The organism is Streptomyces sp. NPDC101151 (assembly GCF_044768335.1).
GTDB lineage: Bacteria > Actinomycetota > Actinomycetes > Streptomycetales > Streptomycetaceae > Streptomyces.
In genome coordinates, this window is record NZ_JBIWPP010000032.1 from 67,768 (window position 1) to 92,164 (window position 24,397).

A 24,397-nucleotide genomic window follows, 5' to 3' on the forward strand; every position below is an offset into this window, starting at 1 on the left:
CCGTGCACCACGCTTCCCCCGAGGCGGCCGCCCTGGCCCTCACCGGCCCGGCGGCGCCCTACCTCATCGGTGTACGGCACCACGCGCCGTCCCTGGCCGCCGCCGTGCCGGCCCTGCTGGACGCCGCCAAGCCGGACGTCCTGCTCGTCGAACTCCCCGCGGAACTGCAGGACTGGCTGCCGTGGCTCGCCCACGAGGAAACCGAAGCACCGGTCGCCCTCGCCGCCGCACCCGGCGACGGAAGCGGCGGACCCGCGTTCTATCCCTTCGCGGACTTCTCACCGGAACTGGTGGCGGTGCGCTGGGCGGCACGGCACGGCGTACCGGTCGTCGCCTGCGACCTGCCGCTCGCGGACCGGGCGTGGAGCGGGGAGACACCGGCGGGCGCACCCGGCACCGGGCCGGGGTGCCGCTCTGTGCCGGCGGCGGGCAGGAGCGCGGGCGGGGCGGGTGGCGGTTCCGGCGGCACCGGTGCAAGCCGTGTCTCCGCACCGGGGGCGGACAGCAACTCGGCAACGGCTGCGGTGGGTTCCCCCAGCGCGGGCGGTTCCCCCGGTACTGGTGCAAGCCGTCTCTCCGCGCCGGACGCCAGGAGCAGCAGCCCGGCCACCCCGGCGCACGGTTCCGCCCCTACCTGTTCGAGCCACCTCTCCGTACCGAACGCAGGCGGCTCCACAGCCACGGCAGAAGGCAGTTCCGCTGTCGCCGGTCTCGCCACCGCGCTGCGCTCCCGCCTCACCGGCCGCCCCGGTGACGACCTCTGGGACCGGCTGGTCGAGGCCACCGCCCCCGGTTCGTCGCCGGAGGCCCTGCGGCGGGCCGCGCTGCTCACGGGGTGGGCGCTGCGCGAGGATGCGGCGGCCTCGGGCGGGGTGCCGGAGCTGGATCTGCGGCGGGAGCGGTGGATGCGGTCGTGTCTGGCCGCGGCCACCGCACGGGGCCGGCGTGCCGCCGTGGTGGTGGGCGCCTTCCACGCGCCGGCCCTGCTGGCACCGGCCGACGGCGAGCACGACCGGCCCGCCTCGCCGGCGTCGGCCGACGGAACCGAGTCCGACCGGCCCGGCACTGCGGCCCCCGCGTGGACGAGCTCCCTCATCCCCTACACCTACGCCCTCCTCGACGAGCGCTCCGGCTACCCCGCCGGCATCCGCGACCCCGAATGGCAGCACCGCGTGCTCGAGGCCGCCGGTGACCCGACGGCGCTGGAGGAGGCGCTGACCGGGACTGCCGTACGGGTCTGCGCAGAACTGCGGGCGCTGGGGCACCCCTCCGGGCCCGCCGACGCACGCGAGATCGTGCGGCTGGCCGGTGACCTGGCCCGGCTGCGGGGACTGCCCGCGGCGGGCCGGGGCGAGTTGGTGGAGGCCGTGCAGACGGTACTCGCGCAGGGCGAGCCGTACGGGCGTGGACGTGCCGTCGCCCGGGCGATGGAGCAGGTGCTCGTCGGCACGCGCGCCGGCCGCCCGGCGCCGGACGCGCCGCGCAGCGGGCTCGCTCCCGCGGTCGAGGCGGAGCTGGCCGCGCTGGGCCTTCCCGGCCCTGCGGACTCCGGCCCCGGCAGCGCCCGCGATCTCCGCCTCGACCCGCTCCGCTCCGACCTTGACCGCCGCCGCGCACTCCTGCTGCGCCGCCTGACGGTGTGCGCGGTGCCGTACGCGGAGCCCAAGGAGGTCACCGGCGCGGGCGGTGCCGAGGCGCTGACGTCCCGCTGGGAGGTGCGCTGGACGCCCGCCACGGCGGCCATGCTGACCGCGGCGGGCGTCCGCGGAGTCACTCCGGCCCAGGCCGCCGAGGGCCTGCTGCGGGAACGGCGGCGCGCGGAGCGGGACGAGGGCGGGCCCACCGCGGCGCAGGCCCTGCACGGCCTGGAGCAGGCGGCGGAGTGCGGACTGCCGGGTCTCACGGACGAACGGCTCGACGACACGGCCGACGTGCTGCCGAACTCCGGCACACTGCCCGAACTCCTCGCAGGACTCGCCCTGTCGGACCGGCTGCGTGCCGGTCACATCGCGGGGCTGCCGGCCGAGGAGGACCGTACGGCGCGGGCGGCCGGCGTGGCCGAGCTGCTCACCGCCGCCGCCGTGCGCCAGGTCGACGGCCTCACGGGCTCCGAGGACCCCGCCGACGCCCACGCCCTGCTGGAACTCGCCCATCGGGCAGACCTGTCGGGCGGCATCCGGCTCACCGATGCGCTGGCCCGGCTGGCCGCCGGCGGTTCCGCGCTGATGCGCGGCGCCGCCGGAGCCGTACGCGTGCTGCTCGGGCACGAGGACGCGCATGGTTTCGGTGACCGGGTGGCGTCCTGGGTGGACGGAGCCTGCGACACCGAGACCCGGTCCGCGCTGACCGCACGGCTCACGGGACTGCTGACCGCGGCGGGCCAGTTGCTGGAGTCGGCGGCCCCCGCGCTGGAGCCGCTGCTCGGGAGGGTGTCGGAGCTGTCCGACCGGGACTTCCTGGACCGGCTGCCCGCACTGCGGGGCGGCTTCGACACGCTCAGCCCGGCCGCCCGGGACCGGCTTCTGTCCACCGTCGAGGAGCGCCTGGACGAGCGCCACCTGGCCGACACCGGCGCCGTCGACCCCGTCGCCCTGGCCGCCTGGACCCGCGCCGACCTCGCGGCTCGCGAAGCCCTCGGCGCCTGGGGGCTCCTGCCGCCGCCCCGGCGGCCTGAGGCGGCCCCGGCCGCGGTCGGCGGACCGGCCGAACCCGCCTCCGGCGCGGGCCACCTGCTCGCACCGGCCGACCGCTGGCGCCTCGTGCTGGGCCGCCGCCACGACCGACTGCCCTCCTCCGCCCGTCCGTTGGCGACCGCGCTCGACGAGCTGTACGGCAGCGGACGCGGGGAGGGCAGCCGGGGCGACCTCACCGGTACGGGGCGCGGCAGCCGGGAGGCGCCGTATCCCGGGGTGCGGGAATGGTCCGAGGAGCTGGCGGCGCTCTTCGGGCCGGGCATCCGGGAGGAGGTGCTCGCGGCGGCCGCCGAGACGGGCCGGCCTGACGTGTTCACGGAACTCGACCCGGACACCGTACGGCCCTCGGTCGATCTGCTGCGCTCGGTGCTCCGCCACGCGGGCGGGCTGCCCGAGGCCCGGCTGGCCGCCCTGCGCCCGCTGGTCCGGCGCCTGGTCGACGCGCTGACCCGGCAGCTGGCCACGCGACTGCGACCGGCGCTGCACGGCACCGCGCTGCCGCGCCCCAGCCGCCGTCCGGGCGGCGGTCTCGACCTGCCCCGCACCCTGCGGGCCAACCTGGCGACCGCGCGCCGCACTCCGGACGGCAGGGTCCAGGTCATCCCCGAGCGTCCCGTCTTCCGCACCCGGGCCCGAAAGGCCGCCGACTGGCGGCTGGTCCTGGTCACCGACGTGTCGGGGTCCATGGAGGCGTCCACGGTCTGGGCGGCGATCACGGCGTCGGTACTGGCCGGGGTGCCCACGCTGTCCACGCACTTCCTGGCCTTCTCCACCGAGGTCATCGACCTGACCGACCATGTCGAGGACCCCCTGTCGCTGCTGCTGGAGGTCAGCGTGGGCGGCGGCACCCACATCGCGGCCGGGCTGCGGCACGCGCGCGAACTGGTCACCGTGCCCTCACGGACGCTCGTCGTGGTCGTCAGCGACTTCGAGGAGGGCTACCCCCTCGGCGGACTGCTGGCCGAGGTCCGAGCCCTGGTCGGAGCCGGCTGTCATGTCCTCGGGTGCGCGAGCCTGGACGACTCCGGCCGTCCCCGGTACGCGACCGGCGTCGCGGGCCAGTTGGTCGCGGCGGGCATGCCGGTGGCCGCCCTCAGTCCGCTCGAACTCGCCCGCTGGGTAGGGGAGAAGATCGCATGACCCCGGATCTGCCTCCGGTCGTCCCGTCCGTGACCGCCGAACTCGTCGCGGCGCTCTCGCCGCGGCTGCGCAAGCGGCTCGACTCGGGCATCGCCAAACTGGCCGACCGCCCGGCCGTCCGCGACGGCGACACCGTGCGCATCGCCGTCGACGAGGCCACCGACGTCGAACTCCACGCCCCCGGCGGTACGGTGACCAGCGCGGACGCCATCCGCTGCGGCTGTCTGCTGGCACCGGACTGCCTGCACCGCGCCGCGGCGGCCTCGGCGGCACCGATCGCGGAAGCGGTGGCGGAACCGGTCGCGCAAGCCGACTCCGGTGAACCGGCGGCCGGTTCGGACGAGCCGGTGGACTCGGCGGAACCCGAGCGGGCCAGTCCCGGGCAGTGCACCGCCGCCCGTGCCGTCCACGCCGCGGCGGCCGCCGTGCTCGAGGCCGGTACGGACGGTGCCGGGGCGGTGCTCCAGGCGGAGCTGTTGCGCGCCGCGCACACGGCACGGCTCGCGGGTCTCCCCAGGGCCGCCGCCACGGCCGTCTCCGTGGTCACCGCGTTGCGCGCCGCCCGCTCCGCCGACCCCGCGTACCGCCTCGCCGACCTCGTCGGCGCGCTCCGCGACGCCCTGTCGGCGGCCCACCGCATCCCGCACGCCGAGGGCCCGGAACTGACCGAGCTGCGCGGCACCGTACGGCAGCCGTACCAGCCGGACGGCTCACTGCGGCTGTACGGCCTCTTCTCCGAGCCGGTGCTCACGGCGAGCGGGTACGCGGGCGCCGTGACCTGGACCGCCGACGCCGAGGGCCGCCTGTACCAGGTGCCGGACGTGGCACCGGGCGGCGCCGGGCGGGCGGTGGGCGCGGCCGACCGGGCCGTACGCGTCGGTGACACGGCTCTGACGCACCGGGAGCTGTCCCGGGCAGGGCTCGCGGTGTCGGGGGCGACGGTCTCGCCGACGGGCCGGCTGGGCGCGGGCTCGGGGGTACGGGCGGTCCGCGCGTCCGGTGTCGACTGGCGCGAGGAGCCCCTGGACCGGCTCTGGGCGGAGCCGGTGGCCGAACAGGTGGCCCGTGCCCTGAGCGGTGGCCACGATCTGCTCTTCCTGGACGTCACCCTCACGGGCACGGTCCGGGAGGCGGCGGGCGACTGCCTGCTCGCCGACTGCGCGGGCATACCGCTGCGGCTGAGCGCCGCACACGACCACCCGGCGCTCCCCCACCGTGACAACCTCCGCCTGCTGGCCGCCGCCCCGGGCAGCCGGCTCCGCGTCGTGGCCCGGCTCGCCCCTGCCCCGCACCCTCGGGCACTGCTGCTGGCAACCGAGCACCCCACCGTCCCCGGCACCCGGGTCGATGCCGGCCTGGACCGGCTGCAGCACGCCGACCTGCCTGTCTCCCCGGCTCCGCCGGCCACCGCGCCCACGCCCGACGAGGCCCCGCTGCACCTGCTGCGGCGCCGGGTGCACCAGGCGGTCTCGGGCGGCCGGCTCGTGCTGTCCTTCCCCGGCAGCGCGTCCGCCGACGTGCGGCGGCTGAGCGGCCACGGCCTGGGGACGGCGGGTGATCTGCTGCACGAACTCCACGCGGCCGCGGCGGAGCGCGCACGGGATGTCTTCGGCCGGCTGCTCCCGGCGGACACCGACCGGTTCGCCCGGGCCTGGCTGGCCGCGGCCCGCTACACCGACGAGATCGACCGCGCGCTGTGCGCCGCGGCCTGGGGAGCCTGAGACGGCCGGGGCATGTGGCCGCCGCGCCGTCACCCCGGGACGCGCGCCCATCACGTACGGGCGACACGCGGCGGGGCGCGCTGACCGTCGAGTGCCACGGCTCGGAGCCCGTGCCGGTTGCGAACTGGTCGCTCTTCGTCCGGATGCGGGGCAGCGCTGACGGATTCCCTCGCGAAGCTCCGTGGGGAGGCCATCATGGTTGTCGACCGTCCATGGGAACGTGAGGGAAGCCCGGCAGGCTGAGGGGGACGTGTGACCGACGCGGAGATCGAGGAGAGCGGAGGCGTCCGGGCGCTGCGCGCCTGGGTGATGGCCGCCACGAAGCGGGCGCTGCGGCTGTACCCTCCGGGCTCCCCCACGGCCGATCCTGACCTGTACGACGGCTCGATCGCCGAACTCGAAGAGCTGATGCGTCTGCTGGAGCAGGACGCGGAACTGCGGGCCACGGTGGCGGTCCAGCTCGGTTCCGTCCTGGCCATGCGTCACCTCGCCAAGGGAGGCGTACCGGCGGACCGGGAGCGGGCCCGGCTGCTGCTGCGGGAGGCCCGGGACCCGGCGACGGCGACGGGGGCGGCGACGGACGCGGACGACAGACGGTGGGCCGCGCTGTCGCTGCTGTCCCTCGTGCTGCCGTTGCCGCGGCCGGAGGTTCGCAGCGATCAGCCGCCCTCCATGTCCGGCCTGCTCGACTGGCACACCGAGCTGGGGCCCGCGGGCATGGCTGACGCCGTGGTCGAGATACGGGAGCTGCTGGACGAGGTCGAGGAGCTGCCACTGCCGCCGGAGCAGCACGAGCAGTTGCGGCGGACGAGCAGCGTTCTCACGCAGCTGGCCGGGCCCGAATCGCCCGTCCGCTCCCTGCGCCCGTTCATGGACGCGATGTCCGGTGCATTCCCCTTCGAGGACGAACTGCGGCAGGTGACGGACTTGCTGTCAGGCATTTCCGGGCCGCCGGCGGAGCCGGAACCCGCCGCGCGCACGGAAGCCCCCACGGCTCCCGGTCCGGCACCCGGCGGCACCGAGCCCTTCATCGCCATGAACGCCGTCGTCCCCTCACTGTTCGATGCATTCGAAGCGCTCCAGAGCGGCGATCCGGAGGCCCTCAACCGGGCGATGGGCCGACTTCGTGACGCGTACGGGCAGATGCCGTCCGGCCATGAGCTGGGACCCCAGCTTGAGATGCTCATCGCCACCCTGCTCCAGATGGGGCAGACGGCCGGCGGCAACCTCCACGACCAGACGCTCGGCCGTACGATCACGGAGACACTGGGCGACCGGACCGGCCTGTTGACGCCGGACCCGACGAATCCGCTGGACCGCGAATTCGCGGTCCTCCTGCGGGTGTACCCCCTCATCCTCCGGCTCCGCGCCGCCCAGGAGTCGGAAGACGTCGAAGCGGCGCGTGCCATCCACGCCGAACTCGTCGCACTCGAAGCGGAGACCCCACGGGACCACAAGTCCCGCTTCATCGTCATGGGCGGTCTCGCCCAGTCCTCCATCACACTCGCCCTGCTGACGAACGACGGCGACATGATGCTCCTCGCCGCCGACTGTCTCGACCAGATCACCGCGGCGGCGGACTCGTTGCCCCCGTTCCTCAGGAAATGGCTCGACCAGGGCGGCCTCGGCACCGACGTCCTGCGCGCAAGCGTCACCAACGACGCGACACTGCTCCGGAACCACACCCCCGCGCCTCCTGACGCGCCGAAGGGGCAGCAGTGGCTCTCCAGGATGTCCCTGGCCCTCAAGTGGCGCCTCACCCACGACACGGCGCATCTCGACCTGCTCATCGATGAACTGGAGCGGACCCGCGACGAGATACGGCAGGGCCGGCAACCCTGGTTCGCCGCCGATGCCCTGTGGCAGCTGGCCGTGTCCTACCGTTCCCGCTGGCACCACACGGACGACGCGACGGCTCAGGCTGCCGCCACGGACACCGCCCTGGAGGCCCTGCACGTACTGGCAGGCGACGTCATTCTCCAGCGCGGCGCCGAACACGGCCTGCTGACGGCGCGCTCCGGCGCCGAACGCGGCATACAGACCGCCGTCTGGGCCGCCTCGCAGGGCCGCGTCGAGGAAGCGCTGGCCGCACTGGAACTGGGCCGCGGCCTGGTGCTGCACGCGGCATCCACCTCACGGGCCGTACCGGAGCTGCTCGAAGCACACGGGCATGAGAAGCTCGCCGCGGCATGGCGGGCCTCCGGCACGCAGGATGCCGGCACCGAAGGGCCGCCGGGGGAACTGCCGAGCGCCCTGCGCCGCCGAGCCCTGGAGGCGCTCGGCCACCGGCAGCAGAGGCTTTTCACCACGCCCACGGCGCACGAGTTGGCGGACGGCCTCGCCGAGGCCGGAGCGGACGCGCTCGTCTACCTGCTTCCCGGCGCGGGCGACGCGCAGGGCGTGGGGCTCGTCGTGGGCCCGGACCACAGCGTCGGGGTGGGTGGCCTGCCTCTTCTGTCGCAGACCGCAAGCGCACCACTTGAGCGCTACCTCGACGCGGCCGCCGCACGCTCCCGGCAGCTCGGCGATCCCGCCGCCGAACAAGCGTGGGAGGAGGCGCTGTCGGAGCTGTGCGACTGGGCGTACCGCGCCGGGCTCGAGCCGGTTCTCCAGGGCATCGAACAGCGGCTCGAAGGCGGTGCGCTCCGCGACCGCCGTCCGGGCCCGCTCAGGATCGTCCTGGTGCCGTGCGGGCGGCTGGGGGTCGTCCCCTGGCACGCGGCACGCCTGCCCGCCGCGGCGCCCCACGACTACGTCTGCCAGAGCCTCGTCATCAGCTACGCGGCGTCCGGTGGCCAGTTGCTGCAGACGGTGAAGCGCGCCCGGAGCGACCCGGCCGCCGCCCCGGTCCTGATCGCCGATCCCCGGCAGGAGCTGACGCACGCCGAGCGGGAGGCCACGGCGCTCCACGAGACCTTCTACCCGCGGGCACGGCTGTACGGCGAGTTCTACGAACCGCCGGTGGAACCGGCGGCGACCGGCACACCCGACGAGGTCCTCACACTCCTCGCCGGGTCCCCCTCACTGCTGCATGTGGCCTCGCACGGTTCCGCGGGCGTACGCCCCACGGTGTCCGCGCTGCATCTCGCCTTCCCGGACGGTACCGACCTGCTGCCGGCCGAGGAGGGCGGTCCCGGGGCCGTGCCGGACCTGGGCATGCTGACCGTGACCCGGCTCCTCGACCGGCCGTGGGTCGAAGCGCCTGCCGGGCCGGCCTCGTTGGTGGTCCTGAGTGCCTGCGAGACCGACCTCAGCACCCGTGACCACGACGAGGCGCTGACGCTGACGACCGCCTTCGTCTCGGGTGGAGCACGCAACGTGGTGGGATCGCGGTGGACCGCCCAGGACGGTGCCTCGGCACTGATGATGGCGGTGTTCCACCACTACCTGGCCGTCGAGGGGCAAGGGCCGGCGGACGCGCTCAGGTCCGCGCAGATGTGGATGCTCGACCCGGACCGTACGAACCCGGGTTCGCTCAGCGGCGAGCTGCTGCGCGAGATGCGGCGCCCCGGACTCGAACGCCTGCCGGTCTGGGCCGCGTTCATCCACCAGGGGCACCCCGGGACGGGCCGGAGGACGGCAAAGTCGGCGCAGACCGTATCCGAGGCCGGGGCCGCATGAGTCTGGTGGACTCCGGGGAGGCCGGAAGTACCAGGACCTGGAAAAGGGGGCAGCTCCCATGGTGACAGCGCGCCGGTTTCCGCTCGGCTCCGCGACCACGCTCACGGAGCTGGAGGACGACCCGCACCCCCGGCTGGCCCTGCTGCGCGCCCACGAACCGGTTTCATGGGTCCCCGTGCTGGACGGCTGGCTGGTGACCCGGCGTGATCTCGCACTGCGCGTGATGCGCGACGCGGCGGCCTTCACGGTGGACGACCCCCGCTTCTCCACCGCCCGGGTGGTCGGTCCGAGCATGCTCTCCCTGGAGGGAGCCGAGCACAAGCGGCACCGTGCGCCCTTCACCGACCCGTTCCGCACGCAGGACGTGCACGACCGGTTCACCGGGTTCGTGGAACAGGAAGCCGCCCGGCTCGTGGAAGGCATCCGGCCGCGTGGCAGTGCCGAACTGCGCCGGGAGGTGGCCGGGCCCCTGGCGGTCGCCGTCGTCGCCGAGTCGCTGGGCTTGGTCGACGCGGACGCCGAGGCGGTGCTGTCCTGGTACGACGCCATCGTGAGCGCGGTCTCCGACATCACCGCAGGGCTGTCGGCGAACCCGGCCGGGGCGGCGGCGTTCGACCAGTTGCGAGGAAGCGTCGAGGCGACGGTCGCGGCGGGAGGCGACGCGTCGCTGCTGGTCGCGGCAGCCGAGAGCAAGCGCCTGAAGCTGCCGGAGGTGGTCGCCAACGCGGCCGTGCTGATGTTCGGCGGTATCGAGACCACCGAGGGCATGATCGCCAATGCCGTACGGCACCTGCTGGCACACCCTGGTCAACTCGCCCTCGTGCGTGCCGATCGGGACCTGGTCGACGCGGCGATCGAGGAATCGCTGCGCCTGGAGCCCGCCGCGGCGGTCGTGGACCGCTACGCCACCGCCGACGTGACGATCGGCGGGGCCGACGTGCGGCGCGGTGATCTGGTGGTCGTCTCGCTCGCCGGCGCCAACCGCGACCCCGAGACCTTCCGGGACCCCGACAGTTTCGACCTGCGACGGAGCAACTCCCGCCTCCAGCTGGCCTTCGCGCGCGGCCCGCACTTCTGTCTGGGCGCCCACCTCGCCCGTCTGGAGACCCGTGCCTGCCTCCTCGCGCTCCTCGACCGCCTTCCCGGGCTGCGGCTCGACCCTGCCTCCCCCTCCGCGCCCCGCGGCCTGGTCTTCCGCAAGCCCCAGGCTCTGCGCGTCCGCTGGGACGTGCCGGCGCAGCGCTGACGCGACACCGGTTCCGGCCCCGGGCCGTACGCCGCAGGGCTCGCGCCCGAGGTGCGCAGGCGCCCCGCCATCACGTAATCCACCTGCACTGCCCACCGCGTCATGGCCCTGCCCGCCACCGCCTCCCGATGGCATGCCCCCACCCCGCCGTGTCGGGCCGCGTGGAACGGTGATTGGCTGTCCCCGGTTCCGTCAGCCAGTCCATCCACGGAGAGGCCTCAGCCATGAGCAACCCCTACGCACTCGAATACAAGGTCGTCACCTTCCGCGAGTCACTGATCGGAGACGCGCTGGACAGTGACAAGCTGGAGAAGGTTCTGAACAAGCATGCCGAGGACGGCTGGGCTCTCAAGGCGATCACGTCCGCCGACGTCAAGGGCCGTATAGGGCCCGGTGCGGTCGAGGGCCTGCTGATCACTCTGGAGCGTCCGCGCCGCTGACGGCCGCGGTCCTGAAGGCGGACTTCCGTGGAGGCGTGGACACGCTTGCACTTCTCCGAGTCCACCGGATGAGAACGAGCGGAGGCCGGCCTCCGCAAGGGCGTCGGAGGCCGGGCCATCGGCTACGTGGTACGGCCGCCGACGTGAGGGTCAGGGCTCGCGGCTGTAGGAGGGCAGCGTTGCCGGGCTATGCGCCACGACGGACCCGGGCGGCCTTGCGGGCCTCGGCGATCTGGCGGGCCTCAGCAGACCGGCGAGACTCGCCACCGCCCGCGGCCCGCCCCGGGCGGGTTCCCATACCGCGGAAAGGGGCACCGCCGCGCTTCGGACGCTCCGCGACCGGCCCGCTGCCCCCGACAGGCACACCGGAGGGAGCCTGGGCGCCGGTGATGCGGCTCAGCTCGGCCTCGCCGGAGCGGACCTGCGTGATCTGCGGACTGATGCCCGCGTCGGACAGGAGACGGGCCATCTCCCGGCGCTGCTCGGGGAGGACCAGCGTGACGACACTGCCGGACTCGCCCGCGCGGGCCGTACGGCCGCCGCGGTGCAGGTAGTCCTTGTGGTCGCCGGGCGGGTCGACGTTGACGACGAGATCGAGGTCGTCGATGTGGATGCCACGAGCCGCGACGTTGGTGGCCACCAGCGCCGTGACGTCGCCGGCCTTGAACTGTGCCAGGGTGCGGGTGCGCTGGGGCTGCGATTTGCCGCCGTGCAGCGCCGCGGCCTTCACGCCGCTGCTCAGCAGGTGATGGGTGAACCGGTCGACGGCGTGCTTGGTGTCGAGGAACATGATCACGCGCCCGTCACGGGCAGCGATCTCGGTGGCGGTGGCGAACTTGTCGGCGCCGTGCACCTGCAGCACGTGATGCTCCATCGTGGTGACCGTGCCCGCCGAGGGGTCGACCGAATGGACCACCGGGTCATGGAGGTAACGACGGACCAGAAGATCGATGTTGCGGTCCAGCGTGGCCGAGAACAGCATGCGCTGGCCGTCGGGACGTACCTGGTCCAGCAGTTGGGTGACCTGCGGCATGAAGCCCATGTCCGCCATCTGGTCGGCTTCGTCCAGGACGGTGATCTTCACTCGGTCCAGGCGGCAGTCCTTGCGCTCGACCAGATCCGCGAGGCGGCCGGGAGTCGCGACGACCACCTCGGCCCCGGCACGCAGTGCCCCGGCCTGCCTGCCGATCGACATGCCACCGACCACCGTGGCCAGCCGCAGCTTCAGCAACCGGGCGTACGGTGCGAGCACATCGGTGACCTGCTGGGCCAGTTCGCGCGTGGGGACGAGGATCAGGGCCAGCGGCTTCCGCGCCTCGGCGCGCTGCCCCGCCGTGCGCACGAGAAGCGCCAGACCGAAGGCGAGCGTCTTGCCCGATCCGGTGCGCCCGCGGCCCAGGACGTCGCGTCCTGCGAGGGAGTTCGGCAAGGTGGCGGCCTGGATCGGGAAGGGCTCGTTCAGGCCGAGGCTGGTGAGCATCTGCAGCAACTCGACGGGCATCTGCAGTTCACCGAAGGTCGCAGCCGCGGGGAGGGCCGGCGTGACGGTGGCCGGCAGCGCGAACTCTCCTTGGGGTGCGGGACGGCGCCCGGTGCCGCCGGGACCGACGCCGGGACGGCCCTGACCCTGCGGACGGAAACGGTCATTCGTGCGAGCTGAACGGCTCATGGAGAACCTTCCTCGGCGGGGCACGCATCGAGGAATTCCCGACAGGAATGAGCCGGATGAATTGCAAGAACGAGCCGAATGTGAACTAAAGAAATTCTATCGGAATACAAAAAAGCAGTAAGCTGGGGCCCCGCCTTGCGGCGAGGCCCCAGCTGTCTCATACGCTTCGACGTCAGGCGGGAGTGATGTTCTCCGCCTGCGGACCCTTCTGGCCCTGCGTGATGTCGAAGTTCACCTTCTGACCTTCCTGAAGCTCACGGAAGCCCTGGGCGGCGATGTTCGAGTAGTGGGCGAAGACGTCCGGGCCGCCGCCGTCCTGCTCGATGAAGCCGAAGCCCTTTTCCGCGTTGAACCACTTGACGGTACCAGTAGCCATGTCACATCTCCTTGAGGGCAGTGCCCATGGGCCCACACCGCGTGGACCCCTGCGTTGCCACAATGAACCCCGCCCGGATAAGCACCGGAGATACGAAAATGCCCGACGACATACGGTCGCCAAGGCATTTGAAGTTTCGGGAACCACAACTGCAACTACCGCTCATTTTAGCACGGTACGCGCATCCGCGCTTCTTTCACCCATGAATACAGTCGGTCGCACCGCTCGGCTCGGATCGTCTCGAGTCGCTTCCGCGAAAGACGGCCTCGGCGCCTGACGGCCGCGAGGTCGCGAAGAGCAGCGTGGGCACTCCTGGACGAGCGGCAGCAGCGGCCGCACGTCGTTGCTGCACACCTGCCCTGCAAGCCCGAAGCCCGGGGGATGCAGGCACGCCGCCGGTTCAGCGCGGGCGCAGCCCGTCGAAGATCACCTCGAAGATCCGCTGACGGGCCGCCGGGTCGGCACCGAGATGCTCCATCGTCGCACTGGTGCCCACCAGCAGGGCGATCAGCTCCGGCAGGCCCAGCTCCGAGCGGACGGCCCCGGCCCGTTGCGCCCCGGCCAGCAGCTCGGCCAGCTGCGCCTGGATCACCCTGCTGGACTCCTGCAGGGCCGCGTGTGCGTCCACCCCGGCAGCGGCGAGCGCCTGGGCGAACTCGTTCTTGCCCGCGGACCGGTCGATCACCAGGCGGAAGCAGGCGAAGAAGGCTTCGGCGGGCTCGGACTCGGCGGCCAACCGCGTGGTCCGGGCGGCGATCGCCTCCAGCCTGCGCACCATCACCGCTTCCAGCAGCGCCTCCTTGGTCGGGAAGTGCCGGAAGAGCGTGCCGACCCCGACCCCGGCGGCCCGTGCGATCTCCTCGGTCGGCACGCCGACGCCGCGGGTGGTGAACACCTCCGTGGCGACGTCCAACAGCCTCGCCCGGTTACGGGCCGCGTCCGCCCGCAGCGGGCGTTCCTGAGCGCCGCTCATCCCTCCCACCCTTCCCCGCCGACGACGGAGCCACACCGGGCAACCGGAGTCGCCAGTCCGAATCGCTTGAAACCGGAGTCGTCAGTCCGTATGGTCTGAAACCGGAGTCGCTGGTCCGATTCTAGCGACGGATCCGGCTGGGGGTTGATCATGTCCGAAACGCTGTCACCGCGCGAGGTCTTCCAGAAGCTGCTCGAGGGCATCACCGCAGGGCGGTTCTCGCAGCTGGCCGAGCTTTACGCCGAGGACGCCGTGGTGGAGACGGTCTTCGAGCCGGTCGGGCCGCGCCGGTTCGAGGGGCGGGCCGTGCTCAAGGAGCGGTTCGCGCAGGTCTCCGCGCATTCGCCCGTGGAGCTGACCTCGACGAATGTGGTGATCCGGGAGACCGACGACCCGGAGGTGGTCGTCGCCGAATGGACCTACGAGGTGCGCCACCGGGTGACCGAGCGGAACTTCGAGGTCGCCAACATCCAGGTGCTGCGGGTCCGCGACGGCCTGATCGTGAGCAGCAGGGATTTCCACGATCACCTGGCCCTCATCGTGGCCGGCGGCGACCTGCCGCAGCTGGTGGCGGCACTCGACGGCAAGTAGCGCGAGCCCAGGGCCGGACCGACACCGTGGCTCGTCGGTCCAGCACCCGGCCCTTGTCACGACGACCGAAAGGACGTGGCGGAACTCGGCGACCCGTCGGCCCAGTGGGTCGTAGGCGTACCGCCACCGGTCCCCCTCGGGCGTGACAGACCTCTACGAGCCGGTCCCCGCGTTCCAGACACAGGCCCATGTCCTCTGCTGCCCGGTCGACGGCTTGCGTGCCGTGCGGATCCGGCGGCCCGGAGAATCGTAGGAGGACATGCTGACGCCCGCCGGCCGGACCAGCACGCCGTCGATGTCACGACCACCGGCGGCGGCCCGGTCGGCCACGGACCGGCCGGCCAGGTCGCCGGCGCTGCATGGACGCGCTCTGTCGCGCTCGTTCACTGTGTCAGTGGGACGCAGTCACGCATGACTTTGCGCGTCAACGCTTGTTTGGAAAGGCGGAGTTCGTCTTCGATGCGGTTTCGGTCGGTCTCGTCGACTGTGATGGTCGCGCTGTGTCTCGGGACGCGGGCCAGTCGTGCCATGCGCAGAGGTTCGGACGGGAAGCCGGCAGAGCCGGCCGGGGTCCCGATCTCCTCGGGACCGGCAGATTCGTCACACCCCTGCCGTTCGCGCAGACTCTCGGAAAAACGGGCGGCCTTGTCCCAGAGTTCCTCCTGCACGGCTGTCGCGGAGCGGTCGCCCATGAGCGTCCGGGTCGCGATGGCCAGGCGATGCACTTCGATACCGACCGAGCGGGCCAGGTGACGGTCCTGCAATGCGGCGATGACTGCCTCGGTGGAAGCCAGACGAGCGGCCAAGTCGTCCGCAGCGAACTCCGCACGGCGTGTGGCCGGCAGGGTGAGCCACAGCAGCAGGCGGGCCGTCGCAGCCGCCACCGCCCTCGGGATCCACAGCAACCACTCGCCCTTCCGGGTCCGGGCGTTGAACCGCGCTGCCCCCTCTGCCACGTCGTCCGCGCGCCAGGAATGTGCAGAGAGACTCGGTGTGATGTAGGCGTTGTCTCTGGCTCGGATCGTCCGGGGGGCCGCAGCGTCGAGACACTCGAGTGCGGTACCGATGACTGCGTTGCCTCGAAGATCGTGACCAGAGAGATGCCCCAGAGCGCTGGCGACGGCGGCAATCGGCATCTGGGTGGGCTGGGCGGCCCACAGAGGGAGGCCGAGGACAAGGCACCGCTTGCGGCGTACCCCGTAGCGGGTGACGGTCACGGAGAATTCCGGACCCAGCTGGATCGCGTCGATGCGTCGCACCCCAGCCGCGTCCGCCATGCGGTCCAGCAGATCGAACAGGACCGGGGCGTCCGCGTGCCGCAGCGTGGGCAGCTCGGCATCCAACCTGCCGGGACGCGGGCGCAGCGACAGGGCCACGCCCAGCATCACCAAGCCCACCATGGGCTGAATGACCGTGCGGAGCCCGAGCACGATCAACAGCAAGCTGCCGATGAACAGTCCCGCCGTCACCAGGTGGACCAGAGCGGCGACGGCGTACGCGGCGACAGTCGCACACCTGACCAGGGCACGGCTTTCGGGTGGAGTCTGTCGGACACTGTCCATGGGGCCCCCTTCGGCGCTGAGCGCTCGGTGTCGCTCAGGTGTGCGTCGAGCTGACCAGCACGACAACCGGCCAGCAAGCCGTCTGAGCAACATCTGAGCTATGGCACGACCATCGCCTGCCGCTCCCCGCGAGGTTCCCCCCGGCACACGCCTGTCTGTCCATGACGAGCACGGGCTCCACGCCGATCGCGCCACCTGGAAGCGCCAGTTGAAGCGGGCCCCGGCCCGGGTGCAACGGGACCCACGCCGATCTCTCGTCGCGACCGCGGACCGGCCGCCGAACTCCGTCAAGGCAACCCGGTACGCCCTACTGCGGTGCCTGGAATCCGCCGATCTTCTGCTCGAGCAGTTCGGCCAGCCGCAGTGGGGTGCGGTCCTCGAACATCGGACCGATGAGCTGCACTCCCACCGGCAGCCCCTCGGGGGACCGGCCGGCTGGTACGGCGGTGGCGGGCAGGCCTGGCATGGTGGCCAGACCGGCCCAGACGAGCTGGTCGAAGTACGGGTACTCGACGCCGTCGATGTCGATCCGGCGTGCCAGCGGGTCGGGGTTGTGGTCGTGCGGGAACGCGGGAGTGGGAGTGATGGGACACACCACGGCGTCGAACTCGGCGAAGAACTGCCGCCAGCCGTGGCGGTGAAGCTCGCGACGGCTGTTCGCCTCGATCCAGTCGCGGTGGCTGAACACCATGCCGCGCAGCACCGCCGCATCGAGACTCTGGTCGTCTGCGCTCAGTGCGGCGGCGCGGGCCTGCAGCTGCTCGTACGTATCGACAGGAAAACGTGCAACGGAGCCCGAAAACAGCAACTGCCTGTAGAGCATCGCGGCTTCGGTCAGATCGGGCAGCAGCGGAGTGTCCCGCTCGACGCGGGCACCGCCGTCGACAAGCGCGTCGGCCACCCGGCCGACGCCCGCCCGCACGGCGGATCCGGTCGGAATGAGCGGATGCTCGTCGAGGACCAGGACCCGGAAGTCGCGGAGCCGTTCGTGGCGCGCGGGCGGCAGCGTCACATCGTGCGCCACACCGAGCGTCAGAGGGTCCGGTCCGGCCATGACGTCGAGCAGGAGCGTGAGGTCGCGAGCGGTGCGCGCCATCGGTCCGACGACGGCGAGGTCGTGCTCGACCGGCAGGGCCGGCCCGGGCGGCGGGACCATGCCGCGGCTCGCCGCCAGCCCGAGTGTCGGCTTGTGCGCGTAAATGCCGCAGAAGTGCGCGGGGGTGCGCAACGAACCGGCGAGGTCGGAGCCGATGGACAGCGCGCCGAATCCGGACGCCAGGGCCGCCGCCGAGCCGCCGGAGGATCCGCCCGACGTACGACGGTGGTCCCACGGGTTGTTGGTGGTGCCGTAGATCTCGTTGAAGGTCTGTATGTCCTGCAGCCCCAAGGGCACATTGGTCTTGCCGAGCACCACCGCGCCCGCGGCCTTGAGCCGCGACACCTGCACCGCGTCCTCGGCAGGCATGTGGTTCCGGTGCAGCGGCATGCCCCAGGTCGTGGGCAGCCCGGCGATGTCGTAGGACTCCTTGACCGTCACCGGAATGCCGAGCAGCGGGCGGTCCTCACCACGGGCGCGTGCCTGGTCGGCACCGCGCGCGGCGGCCCGTGCACGGTCGAAGTCCGGCACACAGATCGCGTTGATCGCCTTGTCGTCCCGCTCGATACGGGCGATCGCCTCGTCGGTCAGTTCCGCCGAGGTCACTTCACCGGCACGCAAGGCAGCGGCGAGTTCTTCGGCCGTCTGAAAATTCCACTCCATGAATCCGACCGTAGCGACCTCTGCAACAGGTCATGAAATGCCGCTTTGCACAAGCGGATAAGTGCCTCAATGCTCGTCATGTCCCGCTGCGGCCACAGACATTCGCCCGACCGCCGGCAATGGCGACGTGCGGCGGGATCGCTGTCGGCCCGGGAGTTCAGGAGATCTGCTCGTGCGGTGCGGCCGCTGTCCGTGACATCGCCGCGGGGGCGGTGAAGAGCGCGTGGACGGCCGCGTGGACCTGGTCGGCGACCACCTCGGGGGTGGAGGTGTCGAGCTTGCCGTCGAGGTGCAGGAACGCCAGGCCGTGGACGAGGGCCCACACCGTGGTGGACAGTGCGTCCGGGTCGGCGCCGGGGAAGGCGCCGCGGACGATACTGCGGACGTATTCCGAGACGGCGGCGGTCGCGCTGACCCGCTCCTCGCTGTTCGGATCGCAGGGCTCCGCGAACATCACCCGGAACAGCGCCGGGCGCTCCAGCGCGAAACGGACGTAGGCGACGGCGACGGCCGCGAGTTCGCCGGGGGTCGTGGGCGAGGGGTGCGCCGCGGCCAGATGTTCGGCGAGTTCGCGGTAGCCCTGCGCGGCGACCGCGGAGACGAGCGCGTCACGGTCCGCGTAGTGGCGATAGGGCGCTGTCGCCGACACTCCGGCCCGCCGTGCCACCGCCCGCAGGGACAGTCCGGCGCTGCCGTCCTCCTCCAGCAGTTCCCGTGCGGCGCGCAGACAGGCGGCGCGCAGATCGCCGTGGTGATACGTGCCGCTCGCCTGCGACATAGGTCACGCTCCCTCATGTTTACGGCGCTCACATCGCTGACCTAATGTGAACGCTGCACACATCGTAAGCGATCGAGATCGAGAGGGGAACTCGGATGACCAGCGAGCTGTTCTCGCCCTTGTCCCTGCGCTCCGGGCAGGTACTGAACAACCGGATCGCGAAGGCGGCCATGGAGGAGAACATGGCCGGCGACGGCCAGCTCCCGGACAAGGAGCTGTTCGGGCTGTACCGGCGCTGGGCCACCGGTGGCACCGGACTGCTGATCACCGGCAACGTCATGGTCCACGCCGAGGCGCTGACCGGCCCCGCCGGTGTGGTTCTCGACGAGGCGGCGCCGCTTGAGCCGTTCATCGAGTGGGCCAAGGCCGGCAAGGCCGGCGGCGGGGCGATCTGGATGCAGATCAACCACCCCGGCCGCCAGATCGGATCCGACATGCCCGGCGTCGTGTGGGGCCCGTCCGCGGTCGCCGTCGACCTGGGCAAGCACAGTGGCCGTTTCGGCCGCCCCGTCGCCATGACACCCGAGCAGATCCAGACCACCGTGACCCGCTACGCCGTCACCGCACGGCGCGCCGAGCAAGCGGGATTCGACGGTGTCGAAGTCCACGCCGCACACGGCTACCTGCTGTCGCAGTTCCTGTCCCCCCTGGTCAACAAACGCACCGACCAGTGGGGCGGACCGCTGGAGAACCGGGCCCGGATGCTGCTGGACGTCGTCCGCGCCGTGCGCGCCGCCGTCTCCCCGTCCTTCGCGGTCGCGGTGAAGCTCAACTCCGCCGACTTCCAGCGTGGCGGCTTCGACGCCGACGACGCACGTCAGGTGATCGAGATGCTCGCACCGCTCGGCGTCGACCTGGTCGAACTGTCCGGCGGCAGCTACGAGAGCCCGGCGATGTCGGGCCGCCCCGCCGACGCGCGTACGCAGGCCCGCGAGGCGTACTTCCTCGATCTGGCGAAGGACCTGGTCAGGACCAGCTCGCTGCCGCTGATGCTCACCGGTGGCATCACCCGGCGCGCCACCGCCGAGCAGGTCCTCGACAGTGGCGTGGCGATCATCGGGATGGGCACGGCCCTCGCCGTCACCCCGGACCTGCCCGACCGCTGGCGCAAGGGACACGAGGCCGACAAGCAGCTTCGGCCGGTGACCTGGTCCGACAAGGCGCTTGCCTCGGCTGCCGGCATGGCACAGGTCCGCCACCAGATGCGCCGCATCGCCCGCGGAAGCCGCCCCACGCCCCACACCCACCCGGCGTTCGCCCTCATCTCCGAGCGGCGCAAGCAGCAACGGGCCCTGCGCCGGTATCGCGCGTGGCTGTCCGCATCACAGGGCGCCGCGTAAGCGTGCCGGTGGAAGGGCCCCACGTGCTCGTCGCTTGCCGCGACCACCTGGAGCCCTTCCGGTCTGTCGCCGCGCTGCCCGTCACAGGGCCCTGCCATGGCCGGGCTGTTGTCGGGACTCGTCCGATCGGGGTTGGGCGACATGCCTGACCATCACGCAAGATCGGGCACTGAACAGACAATATGGTGCAATATCCCATATTCGATCTCTCCGTAGGAGGAAATGTCATGGCCGGCAAGCCCAGCATTGTCTTCGCCCACGGACTCTGGGCGGATGGGTCGTGCTTCAACAAGCTCATCCCCACGCTCCAGGCTGAAGGCCACGACGTTTTCGCCTCACAACACGGCCTCAACTCGCTCGAAAGCGACGTCGCGTGCGTCAATTTCACGCTCAACCACGTCCCCGGCCCGATCGTGCTGGTCGGTCACTCCTACGGTGGGACCCTGATCACCAAAGCGGGCACCCACGACCGCGTCGGCGCTCTGGTGTACATCGCCGCGCTCGCCCCGGACGAGGACGAGACGTCGCAGGAACAGCAGGACAAATTCCCCCGCACGCCCATCTTCGAGCACGTGGACGTCGCTGACGGCCGCGTGTGGCTCAAGCCCTCGGGCGTCCCGCACTTCTGCGGCGACCTCCCGGAAGCGGAGCAGAAGCTCGTCCTGGCGACGGGCGCTGTGCCGGTGGCGGACCTGTTCAATCAGCAGGTTCCCGGCACCGCCTGGCGGACAAAGCCAAGCTGGTACATCGTCGCCGACAGCGACCACACCGTGCACCCCGACCTGGAGCGGTCCGCCGCCGAGCGCATGGGCGCCGATATCCGCCCCGTGGACAGCAGCCACGTTCCCATGCTCTCGCATCCTGACTTCGTCCTCGATGTGATCCGTGATGCCGCGAAGTCCCTCAACGCATAAGGCCACGCCCGACAACGACCGCAGTGCCGCAGCACCGCAGCACCGCACGCAAGTTGGCGACCCCGGACCGAGCGGACCGCCCCCTTGCGACGACATCACGCTTTCCGGTTCAGTGGTGGGGTGCCGGGCTGTGCGCAGGGGCGTTCACCTGCATGCATGGGCCGGTGAGTGGATGACCGTGTGGCCCGCCTGAACGGCCGTGAACGGGGCCGAACGGGAAGGGAATCGAGACGGCTCGTTCGCCGGCACAGCGTGCGACCCATCCCCTTCGAGCCATGGACCGGGCCGTCGGATATTCGGTTCCTCGTGATGCCGGACGGGTGCGACACTCCGTCGCGTGCCTCGACCCGAACTCTCCGAGCTGGATCACCTGCGGGAGATCGAGCGACTTGCCGGCACGGTGACCGCTGCGGCGTCCGCCGAGGGCACCCTGTCCTACGCAGCTGACTCGGACGATGCCACGCCACTGCAGCGAGCGGTGAACGCACTTGCACGCGAACTCCGGCACTACCACTTTCCCGGCGACGGATGCTTGGAGGATGAGGACCGACCCACGGTGCGGCTGGCGGGCGTGGTGGTGCTTCGGCCGGCTTCTCTGCCTACGGGTACGGAGGAGACCTACGAGGCAGCGTGTGCCCGACTCGGCCTCGAAGCCCGCGCCGAGGGCTGGGCGTTGTGGAACACCTGGGGCAAGGGCGGGGCGAGGGTGACCATGGTGGTCTCGTCGGTGGATACGACGCTTGGGCTGCTGGCGAACTGGGCGCGAGGCAGGGATGTGCATCCCGTGAGTCCGGTGCCGTCTCAGGTAGTTCTGATCCGACAGGGATGGGCCGGCCCCATGACGTTCTCACGGTGGGGCGCCGAACGTCTGGGCCTCGCAGGGCAGTGACCTGTGGGCGTTGGATGATCCCGAGCTCTCGGCTTGGGACGCTGAGGTGATGTGCGGGTGGTTGCCCGGCCGGCCTGGGCGGGAGCGCTGCCGGCGTCCGACTGCCTGTCGGGCTGGTACCCGGTGTTCCCCGTGGCTCCCCGCTGGATCCGGACACGGATGCGGCACGGGGAACTCTTGATCCGAAGCTCAGCGGAGTCCAGTCAAACGAGGTCGCGGATGGCCCTCTGAGCCGACGTCGACGCCCGGCGTCTGTCTGGTGAGGGATGCCACAAGCGATCCGACCACTGGCGTCAGGGCATCGAGAGGGCTATCTTCGACAGGGAGAACGACCGGTCTTCCTACCTAGTGGGATGGTGACTCTCGGCCTTCCGTGCGGGACCTCCTCCAGACACAGAAGTGCAACTGGGTCTCCGGCGCACACCGACGAAAGATCAAAAGGTTCCATGAAAGCAATCCGTGCCCCGGCCTGGCCGGACCCCCGCAGCGGGCCGCCGTTTCGCGCCCCTCCCGACGGGGTCAGCTCCCCGACCGGATCAGCCGGACCGCGTCCAGCAGGGTCTTGTGCGCGGCCGACCAGTCATCCAGGTAGCCGGCCGCCATCGCGCCGTCATACAGCATCAGCAGTGCACCGGCGGCCGACTTCGGGTCTTCGTGGCCGAGCCGGGTGAGCAGATCCTGGAAAAGCGTGCGGATCCAGTCCCGGTGGGCCGTCACCAGACCGCGGACCGGATGGTCGGCGGCCGGGTACTCGGCGGCCGCGTTCAGGAACGGCGATCCGCGAAATCCGCGCTCGCGGGCGTGTTCGGAGATCGCCTCGAAGATCAGGTCGATCGCCGCCGCGGGCGGGTGCCCGGCAGCCAGCGGCTCGGCCACCTGCCGGTAGTAGGCGTCTTTGGTCAGCAGATAGGCCACGACCAGGTCGTCCTTGGAGGCGAAGTGCCGATAGAAGGTCGCCTTGGTCACCCCGGCCTCGGCGATCAGCCGCTCCACGCCGATCGCGCGGACGCCCTCGTAATAGAACAACCGCGACGCGGCCCGGACCAGACGTTCGCGGGGCGGTAGTTCTGCCTCGCTCTTGATCATTTGACGTGCGGCGTTGGTGGTCTTCTGCCCAGAGCTGCTCACTTCCCCATTGTGCCCTTGGCCCGGCCTTGAGCGGCCTCCACCCTCGTACGGCCGTGCCCACATGGCCGTCCTCTCCCTGTCCCGTGCGGCCCGCAGCAGCGTTGCCGTTCATCGAAAGGCTTGAACCCATGACTCGTCGCCTTGAAGGAACCGTCGCCCTGGTCACCGGGGCTTCCAGCGGCATCGGCCACGCCACCGCCCTGGAGCTGGCCCGAGAGGGCGCCTCCGTGGCCCTGGTCGGCCGGCGCGAGGACCGCCTCACCGATCTCGCTGGTGAAATCACCACCGCCGGTGGAAAGGCCCTGGTCGTGCCTGCCGACATCACTGATGCCCAGGCCGCCGCCGAAGCGGTCGAGCGGACCGTCGAGGGCCTGGGCCGCCTGGACACTCTGGTCAACAACGCCGGCCTCATGCTGCTGGGGCCAGCCCCCAGCGCCGACCTGAACGACTGGCGCCGCATGATCGACATCAACCTCATGGGCCTGATGTACAGCACCCACGCGGCGATTCCCCACCTGGTCAAGGCAGCCGCCGAGGAGCCACGTCAGGTCGCCGACATCGTCAACATCGGCTCACTCGCCGGCCGCGGCGCTTTCGCCATGTCCGCCGTGTACTGCGCCACCAAGTTCGGCGTCGGCGCCTTCAGTGAGGCCCTGCGCCAGGAACTGGCACGCCAGCACGTCCGCGTGTCCATCGTCGAGCCGGGCAGCGTCGACACCGAGCTGCGCACGCACAACACGGCCGTCGTTCAGCAGCAACTCTCCAGCGTCATCGGCGAGATCGATCGGCTGCAGAGCCAGGACATTGCCGACAACGTCGGCTACATCGTCACCCGCCCGCGGCACGTAAATGTCGCCGAACTGCTCGTACGCCCCACCGAGCAGATCTGAACACCGAGCCCATGGTCGACCGCAAGACACACAAGGAGCAATCATGGCCGCCGGCGCCCCTCTCACCAGGGCCCAGACCATCGTCCGTGTCTGCCTACTGCTGACAACTGCCGTCATCATCGCCGGTGCCGGGCTGCAACTAGTGCAGGGAGCCCCGGGGAACGATGTGACCGCGGACCACGTGCACCGCTTCATGGCAGGCGTCTATATCGGCTGGGCGCCCCTGTTCTTCTGGGCGGCAGGAACGATCCGCTCACAGGGAGTCCTCGTCTACTTCCTTGCCGTCCCGATCTTCCTCGGGGCCCTTGGCCGGCTGCTCTCCATCGGCCTGAACGGCCTGCCCGACCGGCCGGCAGAATTCCTCACCTTCGGCGCCCTGGAGTTGATCCTCGCGTTCGTCATCGTCGGGGCGCACTCCACTGCACTCAGATCCAGACGAGTGCCAGCTACTGCCGAGGTGTGATCGGCCAAGAAGTCGGTGACTCGGGTCGGCAGTTGATCAAGAGGAGACCTCCGGGCGTAATGGAGATGCCTGTCTTCACACGACCGGAGGTCTTGATGACCCACGCTAACGGTGGTTTGTTAGGTCGGGACGTAGGGGTTCAGGGGTCTGCCGCTGCCGACGGCGTTGATCAGTTCCTGGAGTGCTGTGGGCGGGGGTTTCGTG

19 protein-coding genes and 1 pseudogene are annotated in these 24,397 nt (G+C 71.4%); 11 read left to right on the forward strand and 9 right to left on the reverse strand.

What is annotated here, in order from left to right; all coding sequences use genetic code 11:
- Positions 1–2 precede the first annotated feature (2 nt).
- The 5 genes from ACIRU3_RS37335 (at position 3) to ACIRU3_RS37355 (ending at position 10,861) form a co-directional block, all read left to right on the forward strand.
- Positions 3–3,833, forward strand: a complete 3,831-nt coding sequence (locus ACIRU3_RS37335) for a DUF5682 family protein (RefSeq protein WP_404066334.1) — start codon at positions 3–5, stop codon at positions 3,831–3,833.
- Complete coding sequence (locus ACIRU3_RS37340; RefSeq protein ID WP_404066337.1) at positions 3,830–5,554, forward strand: hypothetical protein; 1,725 nt, start codon at positions 3,830–3,832, stop codon at positions 5,552–5,554. Before ACIRU3_RS37335 ends, ACIRU3_RS37340 begins: the two co-directional genes overlap by 4 nt.
- A gap of 252 nt (positions 5,555–5,806) precedes the next feature.
- The gene (locus tag ACIRU3_RS37345) at positions 5,807–9,175 is read left to right on the forward strand and encodes a CHAT domain-containing protein (RefSeq protein WP_404066339.1); all 3,369 of its coding nucleotides are present in this window, start codon (positions 5,807–5,809) and stop codon (positions 9,173–9,175) included.
- Positions 9,176–9,233: 58 nt separating this feature from the next.
- The gene (locus tag ACIRU3_RS37350) at positions 9,234–10,421 is read left to right on the forward strand and encodes a cytochrome P450 (RefSeq protein WP_404066342.1); all 1,188 of its coding nucleotides are present in this window, start codon (positions 9,234–9,236) and stop codon (positions 10,419–10,421) included.
- A 224-nt stretch (positions 10,422–10,645) separates the two neighbouring features.
- Positions 10,646–10,861: a DUF4177 domain-containing protein gene (locus tag ACIRU3_RS37355; RefSeq protein WP_145880104.1), complete on the forward strand. Its 216-nt coding sequence runs from the start codon at positions 10,646–10,648 to the stop codon at positions 10,859–10,861.
- Between the two features lie 187 nt (positions 10,862–11,048).
- Here ACIRU3_RS37355 and ACIRU3_RS37360 read toward each other — a convergent pair whose 3' ends face one another.
- The 3 genes from ACIRU3_RS37360 to ACIRU3_RS37370 all read right to left on the reverse strand — a co-directional run bounded on the left by ACIRU3_RS37360 (position 11,049) and on the right by ACIRU3_RS37370 (position 13,879).
- The gene (locus ACIRU3_RS37360; RefSeq protein ID WP_404066344.1) at positions 11,049–12,530 is read right to left on the reverse strand and encodes a DEAD/DEAH box helicase; all 1,482 of its coding nucleotides are present in this window, start codon (positions 12,528–12,530) and stop codon (positions 11,049–11,051) included.
- Between the two features lie 172 nt (positions 12,531–12,702).
- Positions 12,703–12,906, reverse strand: a complete 204-nt coding sequence (locus ACIRU3_RS37365) for a cold-shock protein (protein WP_126388790.1) — start codon at positions 12,904–12,906, stop codon at positions 12,703–12,705.
- Positions 12,907–13,306: 400 nt separating this feature from the next.
- Positions 13,307–13,879: a TetR/AcrR family transcriptional regulator gene (locus tag ACIRU3_RS37370; RefSeq protein WP_404066347.1), complete on the reverse strand. Its 573-nt coding sequence runs from the start codon at positions 13,877–13,879 to the stop codon at positions 13,307–13,309.
- 150 nt (positions 13,880–14,029) lie between these two features.
- On the opposite strand from ACIRU3_RS37370, the gene ACIRU3_RS37375 reads away from it, so the two are divergent.
- On the forward strand, positions 14,030–14,470 hold the full coding sequence (locus ACIRU3_RS37375) for a nuclear transport factor 2 family protein (protein ID WP_404066350.1): 441 nt from the start codon (positions 14,030–14,032) through the stop codon (positions 14,468–14,470).
- Between the two features lie 87 nt (positions 14,471–14,557).
- On the opposite strand, the pseudogene ACIRU3_RS37380 reads toward ACIRU3_RS37375, so the two are convergent.
- From ACIRU3_RS37380 to ACIRU3_RS37400, 5 genes and pseudogenes are all read right to left on the reverse strand, one after another.
- Positions 14,558–14,614 (reverse strand): annotated as a pseudogene (locus ACIRU3_RS37380) (hypothetical protein); the annotation flags it as partial.
- Between the two features lie 9 nt (positions 14,615–14,623).
- A complete protein-coding gene (locus ACIRU3_RS37385; RefSeq protein ID WP_404066353.1) occupies positions 14,624–14,857 on the reverse strand; it encodes a hypothetical protein in 234 nt (77 codons plus the stop codon).
- On the reverse strand, positions 14,854–16,032 hold the full coding sequence (locus ACIRU3_RS37390; protein WP_404066355.1) for a M48 family metallopeptidase: 1,179 nt from the start codon (positions 16,030–16,032) through the stop codon (positions 14,854–14,856). Before ACIRU3_RS37390 ends, ACIRU3_RS37385 begins: the two co-directional genes overlap by 4 nt.
- Before the next feature lie 307 nt (positions 16,033–16,339).
- Complete coding sequence (locus ACIRU3_RS37395; protein WP_404066357.1) at positions 16,340–17,791, reverse strand: amidase; 1,452 nt, start codon at positions 17,789–17,791, stop codon at positions 16,340–16,342.
- A 157-nt stretch (positions 17,792–17,948) separates the two neighbouring features.
- Positions 17,949–18,569 (reverse strand): TetR/AcrR family transcriptional regulator, encoded by a 621-nt coding sequence (locus ACIRU3_RS37400; RefSeq protein ID WP_404066360.1) that lies wholly within the window; start codon positions 18,567–18,569, stop codon positions 17,949–17,951.
- Between the two features lie 95 nt (positions 18,570–18,664).
- Here ACIRU3_RS37400 and ACIRU3_RS37405 point away from each other — a divergent pair, with 95 nt between their 5' ends.
- The 3 genes from ACIRU3_RS37405 to ACIRU3_RS37415 all read left to right on the forward strand — a co-directional run bounded on the left by ACIRU3_RS37405 (position 18,665) and on the right by ACIRU3_RS37415 (position 21,712).
- Positions 18,665–19,909, forward strand: a complete 1,245-nt coding sequence (locus ACIRU3_RS37405; protein WP_404066362.1) for an NADH:flavin oxidoreductase/NADH oxidase family protein — start codon at positions 18,665–18,667, stop codon at positions 19,907–19,909.
- A 227-nt stretch (positions 19,910–20,136) separates the two neighbouring features.
- A complete protein-coding gene (locus ACIRU3_RS37410) occupies positions 20,137–20,823 on the forward strand; it encodes an alpha/beta hydrolase (RefSeq protein ID WP_404066365.1) in 687 nt (228 codons plus the stop codon).
- Positions 20,824–21,160: 337 nt separating this feature from the next.
- Positions 21,161–21,712, forward strand: a complete 552-nt coding sequence (locus ACIRU3_RS37415) for a hypothetical protein (RefSeq protein ID WP_404066368.1) — start codon at positions 21,161–21,163, stop codon at positions 21,710–21,712.
- Between the two features lie 519 nt (positions 21,713–22,231).
- Here the strand turns inward: ACIRU3_RS37415 and ACIRU3_RS37420 are convergent.
- On the reverse strand, positions 22,232–22,840 hold the full coding sequence (locus tag ACIRU3_RS37420) for a TetR/AcrR family transcriptional regulator (protein ID WP_404066371.1): 609 nt from the start codon (positions 22,838–22,840) through the stop codon (positions 22,232–22,234).
- 128 nt (positions 22,841–22,968) lie between these two features.
- Here ACIRU3_RS37420 and ACIRU3_RS37425 point away from each other — a divergent pair, with 128 nt between their 5' ends.
- Both ACIRU3_RS37425 and ACIRU3_RS37430 read left to right on the forward strand, forming a co-directional pair.
- On the forward strand, positions 22,969–23,730 hold the full coding sequence (locus ACIRU3_RS37425; RefSeq protein WP_404066373.1) for an SDR family NAD(P)-dependent oxidoreductase: 762 nt from the start codon (positions 22,969–22,971) through the stop codon (positions 23,728–23,730).
- Positions 23,731–23,773: 43 nt separating this feature from the next.
- Positions 23,774–24,193, forward strand: a complete 420-nt coding sequence (locus tag ACIRU3_RS37430; protein WP_404066375.1) for a DUF4345 family protein — start codon at positions 23,774–23,776, stop codon at positions 24,191–24,193.
- The last annotated feature ends 204 nt before the right edge of the window (positions 24,194–24,397 follow it).